Annotated in this window: 17 protein-coding genes; 10 read left to right on the top strand and 7 right to left on the bottom strand. The window is 65.7% G+C overall.

Translation table 11 applies throughout. The features are described 5' to 3' along the window. Nucleotide 1 precedes the first annotated feature (1 nt). Nucleotides 2-598 (bottom strand): GNAT family N-acetyltransferase, encoded by a 597-nt coding sequence (locus tag U1E69_RS21805; protein WP_322246599.1) that lies wholly within the window; start codon nt 596-598, stop codon nt 2-4. Next, the gene (locus U1E69_RS21800; protein WP_322246598.1) at nt 595-1,005 is read right to left on the bottom strand and encodes a ketosteroid isomerase-related protein; all 411 of its coding nucleotides are present in this window, start codon (nt 1,003-1,005) and stop codon (nt 595-597) included. Before U1E69_RS21800 ends, U1E69_RS21805 begins: the two co-directional genes overlap by 4 nt. A gap of 335 nt (nt 1,006-1,340) precedes the next feature. Between U1E69_RS21800 and U1E69_RS21795 the strand changes: the two genes are divergently transcribed. Continuing rightward, nucleotides 1,341-1,637 carry a hypothetical protein gene (locus tag U1E69_RS21795; RefSeq protein WP_322246597.1) on the top strand — a complete coding sequence of 99 codons (297 nt, stop codon included), beginning with the start codon at nt 1,341-1,343 and terminating at the stop codon, nt 1,635-1,637. A gap of 626 nt (nt 1,638-2,263) precedes the next feature. Here the strand turns inward: U1E69_RS21795 and carB are convergent. Further along, entirely contained in the window at nt 2,264-5,635 is a 3,372-nt protein-coding gene (gene carB, locus U1E69_RS21790) for a carbamoyl-phosphate synthase large subunit (protein WP_322246596.1), read from the bottom strand. 167 nt (nt 5,636-5,802) lie between these two features. Here carB and U1E69_RS21785 point away from each other — a divergent pair, with 167 nt between their 5' ends. From U1E69_RS21785 to U1E69_RS21765, 5 genes are all read left to right on the top strand, one after another. Then, nucleotides 5,803-6,939 (top strand): aminodeoxychorismate synthase component I, encoded by a 1,137-nt coding sequence (locus U1E69_RS21785; protein WP_322246595.1) that lies wholly within the window; start codon nt 5,803-5,805, stop codon nt 6,937-6,939. After that, nucleotides 6,897-7,538, top strand: a complete 642-nt coding sequence (locus U1E69_RS21780) for an aminotransferase class IV family protein (RefSeq protein ID WP_416200317.1) — start codon at nt 6,897-6,899, stop codon at nt 7,536-7,538. Before U1E69_RS21785 ends, U1E69_RS21780 begins: the two co-directional genes overlap by 43 nt. A gap of 63 nt (nt 7,539-7,601) precedes the next feature. Further along, the gene (aspS, locus tag U1E69_RS21775; protein WP_322246593.1) at nt 7,602-9,398 is read left to right on the top strand and encodes an aspartate--tRNA ligase; all 1,797 of its coding nucleotides are present in this window, start codon (nt 7,602-7,604) and stop codon (nt 9,396-9,398) included. Next, nucleotides 9,398-9,865, top strand: coding sequence for a DUF1993 domain-containing protein (locus U1E69_RS21770; protein ID WP_322246592.1), 468 nt, complete (start codon nt 9,398-9,400; stop codon nt 9,863-9,865). Before aspS ends, U1E69_RS21770 begins: the two co-directional genes overlap by 1 nt. Nucleotides 9,866-9,928: 63 nt before the next feature. Next, nucleotides 9,929-10,645, top strand: a complete 717-nt coding sequence (locus U1E69_RS21765; protein WP_322246591.1) for a GNAT family protein — start codon at nt 9,929-9,931, stop codon at nt 10,643-10,645. Here the strand turns inward: U1E69_RS21765 and U1E69_RS21760 are convergent, their stop codons facing one another. Further along, on the bottom strand, nt 10,646-11,326 hold the full coding sequence (locus tag U1E69_RS21760) for a response regulator (protein ID WP_322246589.1): 681 nt from the start codon (nt 11,324-11,326) through the stop codon (nt 10,646-10,648). It lies immediately after the preceding gene. A 132-nt stretch (nt 11,327-11,458) separates the two neighbouring features. Between U1E69_RS21760 and mce the strand changes: the two genes are divergently transcribed. After that, entirely contained in the window at nt 11,459-11,863 is a 405-nt protein-coding gene (gene mce, locus U1E69_RS21755; RefSeq protein ID WP_322246587.1) for a methylmalonyl-CoA epimerase, read from the top strand. Further along, entirely contained in the window at nt 11,860-12,129 is a 270-nt protein-coding gene (locus U1E69_RS21750; RefSeq protein ID WP_322246586.1) for a DUF1467 family protein, read from the top strand. The genes mce and U1E69_RS21750 overlap by 4 nt, the downstream gene beginning before the upstream one ends. Before the next feature lie 70 nt (nt 12,130-12,199). On the opposite strand, the gene U1E69_RS21745 is transcribed toward U1E69_RS21750, so the two are convergent. Together U1E69_RS21745 and U1E69_RS21740 are read right to left on the bottom strand one after the other, a co-directional pair. Continuing rightward, a complete protein-coding gene (locus U1E69_RS21745) occupies nt 12,200-12,892 on the bottom strand; it encodes an EI24 domain-containing protein (RefSeq protein ID WP_322246621.1) in 693 nt (230 codons plus the stop codon). Beyond that, the gene (locus U1E69_RS21740; RefSeq protein ID WP_322246584.1) at nt 12,892-13,470 is read right to left on the bottom strand and encodes a nitroreductase; all 579 of its coding nucleotides are present in this window, start codon (nt 13,468-13,470) and stop codon (nt 12,892-12,894) included. The genes U1E69_RS21745 and U1E69_RS21740 overlap by 1 nt, the downstream gene beginning before the upstream one ends. A gap of 159 nt (nt 13,471-13,629) precedes the next feature. Here U1E69_RS21740 and U1E69_RS21735 point away from each other — a divergent pair, with 159 nt between their 5' ends. Further along, the gene (locus U1E69_RS21735; RefSeq protein ID WP_322246582.1) at nt 13,630-14,475 is read left to right on the top strand and encodes a DNA/RNA non-specific endonuclease; all 846 of its coding nucleotides are present in this window, start codon (nt 13,630-13,632) and stop codon (nt 14,473-14,475) included. On the opposite strand, the gene U1E69_RS21730 is transcribed toward U1E69_RS21735, so the two are convergent. Continuing rightward, nucleotides 14,472-15,575: a class II histone deacetylase gene (locus U1E69_RS21730; RefSeq protein WP_322246580.1), complete on the bottom strand. Its 1,104-nt coding sequence runs from the start codon at nt 15,573-15,575 to the stop codon at nt 14,472-14,474. The two genes, U1E69_RS21735 and U1E69_RS21730, sit on opposite strands and share 4 nt — an antisense overlap. Before the next feature lie 155 nt (nt 15,576-15,730). Between U1E69_RS21730 and U1E69_RS21725 the strand changes: the two genes are divergently transcribed. After that, nucleotides 15,731-15,979, top strand: a complete 249-nt coding sequence (locus tag U1E69_RS21725) for a DUF167 domain-containing protein (RefSeq protein WP_322246579.1) — start codon at nt 15,731-15,733, stop codon at nt 15,977-15,979. Nucleotides 15,980-15,984: the final 5 nt, after the last annotated feature.

The following is a 15,984-nucleotide window of genomic DNA, read 5'->3' as shown; positions in this document are numbered from 1 at the left end:
CCTAAAGCCGCCGCATCCAGAACTGCAGGGGCTTCTCCGTTTCGGCACTGTCGCCCAGATCCTTCCAGCTGAACCGCGCCACCACGCCCGGCAGCGTCTCATACCCCCGCCCGCGCCAGAAGGCGTCGTTTGTCCGGGCCGCAGCGGGGCGGGCCGGGTGGTCGTCGGGCCGGATGACCGAGCAGAAGGCGACATGGGTGCGGCCCAGGTTTCTGGCGTGTTCCTCGCGCAGGTCGATGAACCGGTGACCCAGGCCAAAGCCGCGGTAGGGGCGGAGGAGGACCGACTCGGCGCCATAGAGGATGCTTTCCGGTTTCAGTCCAAGGTCGCGGAAGGGCGCGGAAAACTCCGGCGCGTGGTCCTCCATCGGGGTCGAGGTCGAGGCTCCGATCAGCTGGCCGTCATGGAACGCCCCCACCAGCAGCGCGCCGGGGTTGTCGCGGTAGGTGTCCAGATATTGGCGTTCGTAGTCCAGCGAGCCGTCATAGAGGTAGGGCCAGTCCCGAAACACCGTGATCCGTAGCTTGGCCACGCCGTCGAGGGCGGCCTCCAGGTCGGGGCCGCGCAGGACCCGGACGTCGATCTCGTCGATGTTCATCCTTGGACCTGCCGGACCCAATCGTTGAGGTTGTAGAAGGTGGTGATGCGGCTGATGAGGCCATCCCGGACCTCGAAGAACCCCCCGGCGGGGAGGATGTATGTCTGGCCGCGCGCCTCCGGCAGGCCGGGGTCGGTCTGCAGATACTCCCCGTGGACCACGAACTCCGCCGCCCCCCGGGTGCCGTCGTCGGTCGCGAAGATGGTGAGGTCCTTGAGTTGCTCCCGGTAGCTGACCCCCATGTGGCCGCAGAACTCCCGGAACATCACCTTCCCGATCCGGTGCCCGCCCTCGTTCACCCGGTGCTCGATGTCGTCGGTCAGGCAGGCGAGCATCCCCTCGGGGTCGCCCGCATTGAAGGCGTCGTAGTACCGGCGGATCAGGGAGAGGGTCGTCTCGCGGGGCATGGGGGTCTCCTTTGGGGTCGGAGAGTAGCGGGCCGGGCCGGGGTTTCCAAGCCGGAGGGGACGGGTTGGGGGTGGAAAGCGACCTTGGGGGGAGGGGTGTCCACGGTGGACAAATTGGAGTTTTGGAGGAATTTCAGTGGGTTGGGATTTTCTGTTAGGGGATTGTTAAGAATTGCGCCGCTATGCATTAGTGGCAGAATGTTATGAACAGGAAGGATTCGCCCGTGCGGAAATTTGTCGTTGCATGTTCCTTGGTGGCTTTGGTCGGATGCGTCGAAACGAGTGTGCAGCCGCTGACGCAGTCGTCTTTCAAAATTTCAACGCAAGCTGAGGACATGTGCGGCGCGAAGGGCACGCGAGAGATCGCCTTCCGTGAGGCCGCCATCGAAGTCATCAAGCGTGGCGCTGACCGCTTCATCGTGGTCGGTGACCAGTCGAGGTCGGAGATCACGGGCGGGATGTTCACTACCTACGGCGGTTTCGACACCTACGGGACGAACACGCAGGACATGGTCATCCAGATCATCCAGAAGGGTGATCCGCGGATGAAGGATGCGCTGTCGGCGCGTCAAACGCTGGGACCGGATTGGCAGGCGATTGTGGCTAAGGGTTCGGCGGATAGTTGCCTGTAAGGCGACCTTGGAGGCAAGGCCGGAACTAAATGGGTGCCGCAGTTTCCTGCGACACCCTTTCGGCTCACTTGCCTTTTCCGGCCCCGTTTTTCGTCGGATCGACGAGAACGTAACCCATACCCGGCCTAGGCGTCGGCGGCAGCGGTTCCCCACGCACCACAGTGCGCTCAGAACCAGTATGCCCACCGCGCGGCCCAACCTGCTCATATTGTCCAGAACGAGGGGCGGACGACCCCGGCTTCAGTTTGTCGCCCATGGCGACCTCCTTTGTTTGCGAAGGCCGCTTGACTCACCGTCTTTGGTTTGATTCAAACCAAAGTGCTTCGCGATGTACCGCAGCGACCTTCAGGTTTCGCGGTTTCGGAGTGGGACGCCGCTTTGGGATGCACCCCGGGGCGGCGTCTTTCGATTCTCCGACTGTCACGACGAAATGTGCGCTACGAGATATATGCAGGTCAAGCGCAAAAAGCGCGACCACGCATTTGACCCCCTATCAATGGGGGTTTCCCCAGACTTATCCCCCAATATATGGGTGAAATCAAGGGAAAAGTACCAATATGCTGAAAGCCGGATCGCAAATGTGGGGATAACCCACCAAATTCAGCTATATGTTGTATCGGCCAACCTCAACCCTGCAACGTCCGCACCCCATACCCCTCGCCACGCGCCTTCATCGCCGCCACAGCAGCCACTGACGCCGCGGCGGTGGTGAAATACGGGATCTTGTCCATCAGCGCGACGCGCCGGATGTCACGGCTGTCGGACACGGCCTGCGTGCCCTCGGTCGTGTTCATCACCAGGGCGATGTCGTTGTTCTTCAGCCGGTCGACGATGTTCGGGCGGCCTTCGTAGACCTTGGCGACGGCCTCGGAGGGCACGTCCTTCGAGGCCAGCCACTTCGCGGTGCCCTTGGTGGCGACGATCACGAAGCCCATCGCCACAAGGTCGCGGGCGGCGGCGGCGAGGGCCGGGGTCTTGTCCATGTCCTTGACCGACAAGAAGACGCGGCCCTTTTCCGGCAGGATCGTCCCGGCGCCCATCTGGGCCTTGAGGAAGGCCAGGGCGAAGGTGCGGTCCCAGCCCATCACCTCGCCGGTCGATCGCATTTCCGGCCCCAAGACCGGGTCGACGCCGGGGAAGCGGGCGAAGGGGAGGACGGCCTCTTTGACGCTGAACCACGGGGTGTTGGGGTCGGCGAGGGTCAGCGGGTCGGCGAGGGGCAGCGGGCTGTCGGGGCCGACGCCGGCGGGGTAGGGGGCGCGCATCGGGAAGTTGGACAGCGGCTCACCGGCCATCAGGCGGGCGGCGATGGAGGCGATGGCGCTGTCGGTGGCCTTGGCGACGAAGGGCACGGTGCGGCTGGCGCGGGGGTTCACTTCCAGGACGTAGATCACGCCGTCCTTGATCGCGAATTGCACGTTCATCAGGCCGACAACGTTGAGGGCGAGGGCCATGATGACGGTCTGGCGTTTGAGTTCCTCGACGGTCTCGGCGGACAACTGGTGCGGCGGCAGGCAGCAGGCCGAGTCGCCGGAGTGGACGCCTGCCTCCTCGATATGTTCCATGATTCCAGCGACATGCACGGCTTTACCGTCGCTTAACGCATCGACGTCAACCTCGACGGCACCGGAGAGATATGAGTCGAGAAGGACAGGCGAGTCGCCGGAGACCTGAACGGCGGTGGTGATGTAGCGTTCCAGCTGGGCGTCGTCGCGGATGATCTCCATCGCGCGGCCGCCAAGGACGAAGGAGGGGCGAATGACCAGGGGATAGCCGACATCCTGCGCGACTTTGAAGGCTTCGTCGCGGCTGCGGGCGGTGCCGTTGTGCGGCTGCTTGAGGCCGAGCTTGTGGAGAAGCTGCTGGAACCGCTCACGGTCTTCGGCCAGGTCGATGGCGTCGGGCGTGGTGCCGAGGATCGGGATGCCTTCGGCGTGCAGGGCGTTGGCGAGTTTAAGGGGCGTCTGGCCGCCGAACTGGACGATGACGCCGTGAAGGGTGCCGTTTTCCTGCTCGACCCGCAGGATTTCGAGGACGTGTTCCAGGGTCAGCGGTTCGAAATACAGGCGGTCAGAGGTGTCGTAGTCGGTGCTGACGGTCTCGGGGTTGCAGTTGACCATGATGGTCTCATAGCCCGCAGCGGTGAGCGCATAGCAGGCGTGGACGCAGCAATAGTCGAACTCGATCCCCTGGCCGATGCGGTTCGGGCCGCCGCCAAGGATGACGACTTTCTTGGCCTTGGAGGGCCGGGATTCGCATTCCACGTCACCCATCGCGGGGTGTTCGTAGGTGGAGTACATGTAGGGGGTCTGGGCCTCGAACTCCGCCGCGCAGGTGTCGATGCGCTTGAAGACCGCGGTCACGCCGAGGCGTTGCCTTGCGCGGCGGACTTGCGCTTCGTCCCGGCCGGTGAGTTTGGCGAGGCGGGCGTCGGTGAAGCCCATCATCTTGAGCTTGCGGAGCGCCTCGGGGTTGGTGGGCAGGCCTTCCTTGCGGATTGTGGCCTCCAAGTCGATGATCTCGCGGATGCGGGCAAGGAACCAGGGATCGAAGGAGGTGATCTGGTTGATCTCGTCGTTGGTCAACCCGTGGCGCATGGCTTGCGCGATGACGCGGAGGCGGTCGGGGGTGGCTTGGCCGAGGGCTTTGACGATGGAGGCTCGGCTTTGGGCGTCGAGGTCCCGGGTCAGGCCCGGGACGGGTGTTCCCTGAACGCCCGGGATGGCGATTTCGTCAAAGCCGGTGAGGCCGGTTTCCAGGGACGCCAGCGCCTTTTGCAGGGATTCGTGGATGGTGCGACCGATGGCCATCGCCTCGCCCACGGATTTCATCGCGGTGGTGAGGTTGGGCTCGGAACCGGGGAATTTTTCGAAGGCGAAGCGGGGGATCTTGGTGACGACATAGTCGATGGAGGGCTCGAACGACGCGGGCGTCACCTTGGTGATGTCGTTGTCGAGTTCATCCAAGGTGTAGCCGACGGCCAGCTTCGCGGCGATCTTGGCGATGGGGAAGCCGGTGGCCTTGGACGCCAGCGCCGAGGAGCGCGACACGCGGGGGTTCATCTCGATCACGACCATGCGGCCGTCGGCGGGGTTGATCGCCCACTGAACGTTCGATCCGCCGGTCTCCACCCCGATCTCGCGCAAGACGGCGATGCTGCCGTTGCGCATGATCTGGTATTCCTTGTCGGTCAGGGTCAGCGCGGGGGCCACGGTGATCGAGTCGCCGGTATGGACGCCCATCGGGTCGACGTTTTCGATGGAGCAGACGATGATGGCGTTGTCCTTGCGGTCGCGGACAACCTCCATCTCGAACTCTTTCCAGCCGAGCAGTGACTGGTCGACCAGCACCTGCGCGACCGGCGAGGCCTCAAGCCCGGACTTCACGATCGCCTCATAGTCGTCGCGGTTGTATGCGACGCCGCCGCCGGTGCCGCCAAGGGTGAAGGCGGGACGGATGATGGCAGGCAGGCCGACGTATTCAATGGCGGCAATCGCCTCGGCCACTCCGGCGGCGATGTCGTACTTGCCGTCGGCCTTCTTCGGGGCCGCGATGATGGTGGCCTTGGGGTTTTCCAGGCCGATCCGGTCCATCGCCTCGCGGAACAACTTGCGATCTTCTGCCATTTCGATGGCTTCGCGCTTGGCCCCGATCAGCTCGACCTTGTACTTTTCCAACACGCCCATGTCGGCCAGCGCCAGCGCGGTGTTCAGGCCGGTCTGCCCGCCCATCGTCGGCAACAGCGCGTCGGGGCGTTCCTTTTCGATGATCTTGGCGACGACTTCGGGGGTGATCGGCTCGATGTAGGTGGCGTCCGCCAGACCGGGGTCGGTCATGATCGTCGCGGGGTTCGAGTTCACCAGGATGACCCGGTAGCCTTCTTCCCGCAGGGCCTTGCAGGCCTGGGCGCCGGAGTAGTCGAACTCACACGCCTGGCCGATGACGATGGGGCCCGCGCCGATGATCATGATCGACTTGATATCGGTCCGCTTCGGCATGTCAGCCCCCACCTATTGCGCAAAATTGTGCGGGTTATAGACAGAAGCCGGACCGGCGCAAGGGGCAAACCGGCGGGTCGCAAACCCCGTCAGGCCTGTCGGGAAAGCCACTGGCGCGGGGTGCAGGATCGGCCTATCTCGACAGACAGGACAGTGGGGGCGCGCGGGTGATCCTTCTTGAACATGGGCCAGACGGGGCACCGGCGCTTTTCGACGCGCCGCGCGAGGTCATTGCCGCCCAGACCCCAGGCGATGTCGCGCCCGCGCTGGCCCGGGCCGAGGCGCTTCGGGCAAAGGGGGCCTGGCTGGCCGGCTATGTCGCCTACGAGGCAGGCTACGCGCTGGAGCCGAAGCTAGCCCGCCGGATGCCGCGCAAGCGGCCCGGCCCGCTCGTGGCGCTGGGGGTCTTTGATCGCCCCCTGGCTGCAGGGCAAGTGCTGGCACGGGCCGGGGCCGAGGGCGAGCGGACGCGGATGACCGCCCCCGAGCCGCTGGTCGGGCGGCGCGCCTATGGGACCGCCGCGCGGAAGATTTTCGACTATATTGCTGCCGGGGACTGTTACCAGGTCAACCTGACGTTTCCGATGGTGGCGCGGCTGGCCCAGGGAACGGCACTGGGGCTATACGGGGCCTTCCGCCGCACAGGGGCGGTGGGACATGGGGCCTATGTCGACCTTGGGGTGGGGCCGGTGGTCGTGTCGCGGTCGCCCGAGCTTTTCTTCAAGGTGCAGGGCGGCAAGATCGTCACGCGCCCGATGAAGGGCACGCGGCCCCGCGGCAAGGACCCTGCCGAGGATGCCGCGATCATCGCGGATCTGCTGAGCGACGAGAAGGACCTGGCCGAGAACCTGATGATCGTCGACCTGTTGCGCAACGACATCTCGCGACTGTCGCGGGTGGGAACGGTGAAAGTGCCCGCCCTTTACGCCATCGAAAGCTATGCGACGGTGCACCAGATGACCTCGACCGTCGAAGGCGTGCTGGACGGGCCGCCGACCCTACCGGGGCTGATGGCCGCGCTGTTTCCCTGCGGCTCGGTCACCGGCGCGCCGAAAATCCGGGCGATGGAGATCATCCGCGAGGTCGAGCCCTTTGCGCGCGGCGTCTATTGTGGTGCGGTGGGATGGATGTCGCCGTCCGGGGACGCCGATTTCTCGGTCGCGATTCGGACACTTTCGATCAGCGGATCTGAGATCGTTATGAACGTGGGCGGCGGGCTGACGCATGGCTCGACTGCGGCAGGCGAATGGGAGGAGGCGCTGTGGAAAGCGCGCTTCGTGAAGGCGGCCGTGAGCCGGGACTGAAGCTGATCGAGACGGTGCTGTGGGACGGCCGCGCCGCGCCACGCTGGGCGCTGCATCTGGACCGGCTGCAGCGGTCGGCAGAAATGTTGGGCTGGCCCTGTCCAGACGTTGCGCCCGACGGACCGCACCACCCGGCGCGGCTGAGGCTGACCCTGGACGGGGAGGGCCGGGCGGAGTGGACGGTCGCGCCTCTGCCTGCGGCCAAGGCCGAGTGGCGCGTGGGCCTGGCCAAGGAGAGGTTGCGATCGGACGACCCCTGGCTGCGGATAAAATCCACCCGACGCGCGGCCTATGACCGGGCGCGGGGCGCGCTGCCCGAAGGTTTGGACGAGGTGATCTTCCTAAACGAACGCGACGAAGTCTGCGACGGCTCGATCACCACGGTGTTTTTCGACCGGGGGCAGGGGATGCGGACACCACCCCTCGCGTCGGGCCTGCTGCCGGGCGTCTTGCGGGCAGAACTGGGCTGCCCGAAGGAGGTATTGCGGGCAGAGGATCTTTCCGGTGCAAAGCTTTGGGTCGGCAACGCGCTTCGTGGTCTGATCCCTGCAGTTTTCATACGGGGATATTTGCGCCAGTATGAAAGGGCGTGGGCTTGACTTCAGGCAGGGGGCAAGGTGTATCGGCGCGAGGAAATTGAGGCCCTGGAAAGGGGAACGATGATGCACGCCTATCGCAGCCACACCTGTGCCGCGCTGAACAAGGATCATGTCGGCCAGACCGTCCGCCTGTCGGGCTGGGTTCACCGGGTGCGGGACCACGGTGGGGTGCTGTTCATCGACCTGCGCGACCATTACGGGATCACGCAGCTTTTGTGCGACGGGGACTCGCCCGCCTTTGCGGCGTTGGAGAAGGTGCGGGCCGAGTGGGTCATTCGGGTGGACGGCCGGGTGAAGGCGCGGGATGCGTCCTTGGTCAACGCCAAGATCCCCACCGGCGAGATCGAGGTTTATGTGACCGAGGTCGAGGTGCTGGGCGCCTCCGAGGAACTGCCACTTCCGGTCTTCGGCGACACCGAATATCCCGAGGAAACCCGGCTGACCTACCGCTTCCTCGACCTGCGCCGCGACACGATGCACCAGAACATGATGCTGCGGTCGAACGTGGTGCGCTGGTTGCGGAACGCCATGTGGGACCAGGGCTTCACCGAGTTCCAGACGCCGATCATCACCGCGTCGTCACCCGAAGGTGCCCGCGACTTCCTGGTGCCGTCCCGCCTGCATCCGGGCAAGTTCTACGCGCTCCCGCAGGCGCCGCAGCAGTTCAAGCAGCTGATCCAGGTGGCGGGCTTTGACCGCTATTTCCAGATCGCGCCCTGCTTCCGCGACGAAGACCCGCGCGCCGATCGCTCGCCCACCGACTTCTATCAGCTGGATGTCGAGATGTCCTTCGTCACCCAGGACGACGTCTTTGCGGCCGTCCAGCCGGTGCTGCAAGGGTTGTTCGAACACTTCGGCAAGGCGCGCCGCGTCCACGCCGACTGGCCGCGCATTGCCTACCGGGATTCGCTGAAATGGTTCGGCTCCGACAAGCCAGACCTGCGCAACCCGATCCGGATGCAGGACGTGTCGGAACATTTCCGCGGCTCCGGCTTTGCCATCTTCGCCAAGCTTCTGGAGCAGGACGGCAACGAAGTCCGCGCCATTCCGGCACCCAAGGGGCCGTCGGGCGAACCCGTTGGACGCAAGTTCTGCGACCGGATGAACGCCTTTGCGCAACAGCAGGGCCTGCCGGGGATGGGCTATATCTTCTGGCGCGAGGCCGAGGATGGCTCGGGCATGGAAGCCGCCGGTCCCCTGGCCAAGAACATCGGACCCGAGCGGACCGAGGCGATCCGGGTCCAGCTGGGCCTGGAGAAGGGCGACGCGGCCTTCTTCCTTGGCGGCAAGCCGGAGACCTTTGAACCCATCGCGGGCCGCGCGCGGAACGTGATCGGCGAAGAACTCGGCCTGACCGACAAGGACAGCTTCCGCTTTGCCTGGATCGTCGACTTCCCGATGTACGAGAAGACCGACGAGGGGAAGATCGACTTCAGCCACAACCCCTTCTCGATGCCGCAGGGGGGCTTGGAGGCGCTGAATGGCGACCCGCTGGACGTCTATGCCTACCAGTATGACCTCGCGTGCAACGGCTATGAGGTGATCTCTGGCGGCATCCGCAACCACAAGCCCGAGATCATGTACAAGGCGTTTGAACTCGCGGGCTACCCGAACAGCGAAGTCGACAAGCGGTTCGGCGGCATGGTCAAGGCATTCAAGTACGGGGCACCTCCGCATGGGGGCTGTGCTGCGGGGATCGACCGGCTGGTGATGCTTCTGGCCGATACCCAGAACATCCGCGAGGTGATCATGTTCCCGATGAACCAGCGGGCCGAGGACCTGCTGATGAACGCTCCCAGCGATCCGACCCTGCAGCAGCTGCGCGAGTTGAACCTGCGCGTCGTGCCGAAGGACAGCTGATGTACCAGGCCTCGGTCCCCGTCTTCCGCCACTACCTGTCGCGCGTCAGCGACATCGTGGCGGTCGCGGGGCCGGATGCCCTGGACGCCCGCATTGCCGACAGCTTCCCCGCCCGCCAGCAGTTCGCCACTGCGGCGGGCTTTGCCTTGCGGATCGCCTGCCCGCTTGCGGGGCGCGAGGTGCCGGACCTGCCGCAGGGACTTGGTCCCCGGCTGGCCGTCGCCCGCGCGCTGCTGGGATCGATGACCCCGGCCGACTTCGACGGGGCCGAGACGCGCATCATCCGCCATCAGGCCGGTTTCGCAGTGCTGGAGCAGACCGGGGCAGAGTTCCTGCATCTCTACGGCCTGCCGAACTTTTTCTTCCACCTGACAATGGGTTACGCCGCCTTGCGCGCTGCAGGGGTGCCGCTGGGCAAAGCTGATTTCGACGGCTTCCACTCCTATCCTGCGGATTTCCACTTCTAGCCAGCGGCTTGCGTCGGCTGGGCTGCGGGCCTAGCCTGACCCAGGGGCAGGGGAGGACGCGTGATGTCGGATGCAAGGCTGGGAGAGCTGGTCGCAGGCTGGACCCCCCCTCGGCGCCCGGATTTCACCGCGCTGGAGGGGCGCATGGTGCGGTTGGAGCCGCTTTCGGCCGAAGCCCATGCGTTCGAACTGCACGGGGCCTTCCAGGGACACGACAGCCTTTGGGACTATATGCCTTACGGGCCGTTCACCTCGGGCTCGGCCTATCACCGCTGGGCGCGGGAAAAGGAAGCCGGCGACGACCCGCGCTTTCTGGTGCTGCGCGACCGGACGACGGGCCTTGCCGGCGGGATCGCCAGCTATCTGCGGATCACGCCCGAGGCCGGGTCGATCGAGGTCGGGCATATCTGTATCTCTCCGGCCATGCAGCGCGGTCGGGCCTGGACCGAAGCCATGTTCCTGATGATGGACTGGGCCTTCACGGCGGGCTACCGGCGCTATGAATGGAAATGCAATGCCCTGAACCTGGGTTCGCGCCGGGCAGCGCAGCGGTTGGGTTTCAGCTTCGAGGGGGTGTTCCGGCAGCACATGATCGTCAAGGGGCGCAACCGCGACACCGCCTGGTTCAGCGTGATCGACAGCGAATGGCCTGCCCTGGCCGAGGCTTATGCGGCCTGGCTTGCGCCCGCGAACTTCGACGCGCAGGGCCAGCAGAAGGAACGGCTGTCCGACCTGACGCGGCTGGTGCGGGCGGCAAGCGATCCGGCGCTGGAGCGCTGATCACGCCAGCGAACTGAGGGCGGCAAGCCGATTCTCGATCATGCGCGCCAGTTTGGCGCGGTCGAAGGCGGTGTGTGTCTCTTCCACGGCGGCCTGCAAGGCGACATCGCCCGCCGCCCGCGCCAGGCTGCGCAGGAAGCCCTTGGCATAGGCCGTGTCGCCCGGCGCGGTGATCAGGCTGGCGGCGCGCACCAGATCGTCGCGCAAGGCCAGCGGATCGCCCAGGGGGGCAGGGGTGTCATCACCCTTTTCGACCGGGCCTGCACCGCTGGCAAGCTGGCGAATCAGCCGGACCAGCGCTGCGGCCGAGCCGAGCGGTTTTTCCAGAAACTCGGTCGCGCCGGCATCCAGCGCCGCTTCGCGCCCGTCCGGGTCGCCCGACAGGCCAAGGACGGGAAGCCCCTCGGCTGCCAGCTCGGCGATCAGGTCCTCACCCCGGCCATCGGGCAGGCCAAGGTCGATAATGGCCAGGTCCGGACGGCGGAAGGCCAGATGCAGCCGTGCGATTTCAAGGCTTTCCGCGCGCCGAAGCCGGGCACCCGCGCGCTGCAGGATCAGGCGCAGGGCGTCGCAGGTAAAGCGGCTGTCGTCGACGATCAACAGCGACAGACCCTGCAATGGCAGGCGGCCCTGGCCATGCAGCGGGGGCGGCGGCATCATCGGTTCGGGCGGAAACGGCATGGGCAACCTCATCTTCGTGCGCCGAGTTTTCCCTGATCGCCGTAAAGTCCGGGTTAACGCCTGCGACCCTTGAGCCACTTGCATGACCGAAGGCCGGACCGCATAAGCGGCACCAACAGCCCGGAGGACCCCATGATCGGACGCCTGAACCACGTCGCCATCGCCGTGCCCGACCTTGAAGCCGCAGCGGCGCAGTACCGCAACACCCTTGGGGCCAAGGTCGGCGCGCCGCAGGCGGAACCCGACCACGGGGTGACGGTGGTCTTCATCGAACTGCCGAACACCAAGATCGAACTTCTGCATCCACTGGGCGAGACATCTCCGATCAACGGCTTTCTGGAGAAGAACCCCTCGGGCGGCATCCACCACATCTGCTACGAGGTCGACGACATCCTGGCGGCGCGCGACCACCTCAAGGCCTCGGGCGCGCGGGTGCTGGGCTCGGGCGAGCCGAAGATCGGCGCGCATGGCAAGCCGGTGCTGTTTCTGCACCCCAAGGATTTCAACGGCTGTCTGGTGGAGCTTGAGCAGGCATGACGATCACGGCGGCACTGGTCCTTTATTCGATCACCTGGTTCATGACGCTGTTCTGCGTCCTGCCCTACCGCACCGTCTCGCAGGACGAGGCGAATGACATCGTGCCGGGGACACCTCCGGGGGCACCGGCCGGTGAGGTGATGAAGCGCAAGGCCTGGGTCACGACGCTGATCGCGACGCCGATCTGGGCGGTGATCGCGGGGGTGATCCTGTCGGGCTGGATCACGATGGAAGACCTGGACTGGTTCGGCCGGATGACGCCCTGACGCTGGGACCGGGCCAAAATCCTTAAGTAAGGATTTTGACAAATTTCTTGTTTAAGAAATTTGGGTTGCGCTACCGACCGGCGGTGGCGAGCTGATGATACAGGTGCGTGAAGGTCGCCACACCCAGGACCGGGATCACCAGGTTCAGGATCGGCACTGACAGGGGCGCTGCCATCAGCGTGCCCGCAGCCCACAGCGTCCAGCGGTTGCGACGGCGCATCGCCTTGACCTCTGACGGCGGCAGGCGGCGCAGGGCGACCAGCGTGAAATACTCGCGCCCCAACAGGAAGCCGTTCAGCGCCCAGAAGGCCAGCGGGATCGACGGGCCAAGGAAGGGGTAGATGAACAGCGCGCCGATGTTCACCGCCAGCACCAGGCCCAGAAAATTGACCGACTGCCGCAGGCTTTCGCCAAAGCTTAAGGGCGTGGCGGCGGGAAGCTGCGGATAGTGCCGGTCCTTGACGGCATCGGCCACGTCTTCCAGGAACAGCCCGGTAAAGGCCGAGGCGACAGGGACCATCAGAAACACCGACAGCCCGATCATGAACAGGACCGAGGTCCAGCCCAGAAGCGTGTCCATGCCCGTCACCGGGCCGATCACCGGCAGGTCGATCTGGTCGGGCGACAGCCACCAGACCAGCTGCAGGAACAGGGCATAGACCGCGAACAGAAGCGCCAGCGCAAGAAGCACGCCCAGGATCACAACGCGGCGAAAGCGGCGGTCGCCCAGCTGGCCAAGGGCCTTGAAGAAGGCCGCGAAGATCACGCCTCGACCCAGGTGACAATGCGAGACAGGTCAGGCCGGGGCCGGTCGGGTCCGTCCTCGGGCGGGGTGGCGATATGAACGATGCCGGCGACGCTTTCGCCTTCGGTGCAGCCAAAGGCGCGGGCGGCGAAGGTCGCGTCATGCGCCGGCCAGCCGGTCAGCCACGACGCGCCCCAGCCTGCGGCCTCGGCGGCATTGACGATGCCAAGGCAAAGCGCGCCTGCCGAGAGGACCTGCTCGGCCGCCGGTATCTTGGGCGAAAGCTTGGGCGAGGCGATCACCACGACGGCCAGTTTGCCCAGGTCAAACTGCCCGCGGCCCTTGGCGATCTTCTCGTCGTCGCCACCCAGTTCCCGCGCGCGCGTCTCGGCCAGGTCGGCCAGGCGCTGGAACGCGGCCCCTTGCACCACGATCAGCCGCCAGGGCTCCAGCTTGCCATGATCCGGGACACGGGTGGCGGCGGCCAGGATTTCCTCCAGCTGGTCGCGGGTCGGAACCGGCAGAGAAAACAGCTTCGCCGGGCGAGAGCGGCGGGATTTCAGGAAGGCAAGGGCGGCATCGTTGCGGACTGGCATTCGGGACCTGGGTTCATGTGTCGCGCGGAAGCTTAGGGGGAATGTCGGGAAGGCGCCAGACCGGGCGGGTGGCGGTAGCACGGCGCGGGATTGTCACACGCCGGGCAGGCGTCCCGTGCTAGACTGACCGCATTTCAGCAGCCGTTTCAGGTGACCCCCATGTCCGACAATTCCAGCCTTCTGCCGGTTTCCGCCCCCATCGCCCATTTTCTGGAGTTCTTCTGTCTTTTCGGCGCGCCCGCCAATGCGCAGACGAACCCTCTTGTGCAGATCATCGTCAACCACGGCTATGCGCTGGGCTTCTGCCCCGACCGGGGCCAACCGCTCTGGGCGGCCTACCAGGTCGCGGCGGCAGTGCGGGACGTGGACTTCCAGCGGCCCGAGTTCTTCTACGATGACCCCCGCCTGCCCGAGGCCTGGCGGATCGGCACGCAGGGCTTTGGACGCGTGGCGGGGCAGACCTATGACCGGGGGCACATGGTGCCGAATTTCGCGATCAACACCCAGTTCGGCCGGGTGGCGCAATTCGAGACGTTCCTGATGTCGAACATCGTGCCGCAGCGCAGCCCGATGAACCGGGGCATCTGGAAGAACCTGGAGCACGGCATCGTCAAGTCCTACGCGCCGATGCGCAAGCATGTCTGGGTGATGACCGGCCCGGTCTTCGGGGCGACTCCGACGATGATCCAAAGGAAGTCCGGCAAGATGGTCCCGGTGCCCGAGGCGCTGTTCCTGATCATCGCCGAGCCGGAACGCTATCCCTTCGACGCGCCGGGCAACCTGAACATCCTGGCGCTGATGATCCCGCAAGAGCATCCTTCGACCAAGCCCGAAACCGCGCCAATCTCGTCCTTGCCCCAGATCGAGGCGCAGACCGGGCTGACCTTCTTTCCCCGGCTGTCGGCCAAGGACAAGGCCAAGCTTGTGCTGCACACCAGCCCGACAGTCTGGCCCTTCGCGGCGATCACCCCCGGCAACAGCGACGTGCCCGCACCCGAGGGCTAAAGGCCCAGCGTGCGCGCAGCTTCGTCGATCCATCCCCTCACGAACGCATTGAAGCGCGCGTCGGGCTGGCGTTTGGCCAGGGTCGCGCCCAAGGGGTCAGGGGCCGTGACGGGCGCGTCGGACAATTCTTCCAGCACGGCATGGCCGCAAAAGGGGACGTAAACCTCGGAATAGCCGCCCTCGTGGACCAGGGTCAGCCGTCCGTCGCACAGCCGGTCGGCGGCCTGCATCACCATTCTGGTCAAAAGCCGGAACGTCTCGGCCGTGCAAAGCATCCGGCCCAGGGGGTCGACAGCGGCGGCATCGAAGCCGCAGGCGACGATGATGGCATCGGGCTTGAAACGGTCCAGCGCGGGCAGGACCACCCGCTCCATCGCGTAAAGGTAGCTGGCGTGCCCCGTGCCGGGGGGCAAGGGCAGGTTGAGGTTCGCTCCGGGGGCCTTGGGGCCGCCCGTAGCCTCGACCCCGCCGGTGTCGAGGGGGTAGTTCCGCTCCTGGTGCAGGCTGATCGTCAGGACATCGGGGTCATCCCAGAAGATCGCCTCGGTCCCGTTGCCGTGGTGGACGTCCCAGTCGATCACGGCGACGCGGCGGACCAGCCCTTCGGCTTGCGCGGCGCGGATCGCCACGGCGATGTTGTTCAGCAGGCAAAAGCCGTTCGGGAAATCGGCCGTGCAATGGTGGCCGGGGGGACGCGAGAGGGAATAGGCGTTGCGCACCTCGCCCGTCAGAACCGCCCGCAGTGCGGCTGTCGCCAGACCCGCCGAAAGGGCCGCAATCTCGTAGCCACCTGCGCCGAAGGGGGTGCGCAGGCCCAACTCGCCCCCGCCTGCATCGGAGGTGTTCTTGAACGCCGCAAGATAGCTTTCAGGGTGGACGCGAAGGAGGTCCTCTTTCGTCGCCGCCTCGGCACCTCGCATCGACAAATGCCGGGTCAGGCCGGTGACCCCGATCAGGTTGCGCAGGCGTCGCTTGGTCTCGGGGTTCTCGGGCAAACCCCCGGGGGTCGGCTGGACCAGGCCCGCAACGGGTAGCGTGAAGGCGTAGTTGCCGCCGCCATGCCAGAAGCAGCGTTCGTCCCAGAAGAAAGCGGTGGTCATGGGCGTCTCCCTTTGCGGCAAGACTAGGGGTGGCGGGGAGGTTTGGCCAGACGGTGCGGCCGGGACCCAAATTCCTTAAGTAAGGAATTTGTCAAATTTCTTGCTTAAGAAATTTGGCTCTTGTCTTGACCCGCGCGCCCGGCTTTCAACCGGGCATGACTGACCTGTCCCACCTTGCCCAGCCCGGTGCCACGATCGCGATCCGTGTAACCCCGAACGCCCGCCGCGCGGGAGTGGAGCTTTTGGACGGCCAGATCCGCGTTGCCGTGACCGATACGCCCGAGGCCGGCAAGGCGACCGAGGCCGCACGGGCGGCGCTTGCCAAGGCGATGGGGGTCGCCAAGACGCGGCTGCAGTTGATCCGGGGGGCGACGACACGCGACAAGCTCTTCCGGCTGGACTAGCCCGG

The organism is Tabrizicola sp. (genome assembly GCF_034366665.1).
Classification (GTDB): domain Bacteria; phylum Pseudomonadota; class Alphaproteobacteria; order Rhodobacterales; family Rhodobacteraceae; genus Tabrizicola.
Note: the sequence above shows the minus strand (reverse complement) of the source record. Positions and strands in the feature narration are given on the sequence as shown.

Coding starts and splice junctions, on each gene's coding strand:
- U1E69_RS21765 (WP_322246591.1), top strand. CDS start 9,929: ATGTCGGATGCAAGGCTGGGAGAGCTGGTCGCAGGCTGGACCCCCCCT.
- U1E69_RS21740 (WP_322246584.1), bottom strand. CDS start 13,470: ATGCCAGTCCGCAACGATGCCGCCCTTGCCTTCCTGAAATCCCGCCGC.
- U1E69_RS21725 (WP_322246579.1), top strand. CDS start 15,731: ATGACTGACCTGTCCCACCTTGCCCAGCCCGGTGCCACGATCGCGATC.
- U1E69_RS21800 (WP_322246598.1), bottom strand. CDS start 1,005: ATGCCCCGCGAGACGACCCTCTCCCTGATCCGCCGGTACTACGACGCC.
- U1E69_RS21750 (WP_322246586.1), top strand. CDS start 11,860: ATGACGATCACGGCGGCACTGGTCCTTTATTCGATCACCTGGTTCATG.
- U1E69_RS21730 (WP_322246580.1), bottom strand. CDS start 15,575: ATGACCACCGCTTTCTTCTGGGACGAACGCTGCTTCTGGCATGGCGGC.
- carB (WP_322246596.1), bottom strand. CDS start 5,635: ATGCCGAAGCGGACCGATATCAAGTCGATCATGATCATCGGCGCGGGC.
- U1E69_RS21795 (WP_322246597.1), top strand. CDS start 1,341: ATGTGCGGCGCGAAGGGCACGCGAGAGATCGCCTTCCGTGAGGCCGCC.
- mce (WP_322246587.1), top strand. CDS start 11,459: ATGATCGGACGCCTGAACCACGTCGCCATCGCCGTGCCCGACCTTGAA.
- U1E69_RS21760 (WP_322246589.1), bottom strand. CDS start 11,326: ATGCCGTTTCCGCCCGAACCGATGATGCCGCCGCCCCCGCTGCATGGC.
- U1E69_RS21805 (WP_322246599.1), bottom strand. CDS start 598: ATGAACATCGACGAGATCGACGTCCGGGTCCTGCGCGGCCCCGACCTG.
- U1E69_RS21735 (WP_322246582.1), top strand. CDS start 13,630: ATGTCCGACAATTCCAGCCTTCTGCCGGTTTCCGCCCCCATCGCCCAT.
- aspS (WP_322246593.1), top strand. CDS start 7,602: ATGCACGCCTATCGCAGCCACACCTGTGCCGCGCTGAACAAGGATCAT.
- U1E69_RS21770 (WP_322246592.1), top strand. CDS start 9,398: ATGTACCAGGCCTCGGTCCCCGTCTTCCGCCACTACCTGTCGCGCGTC.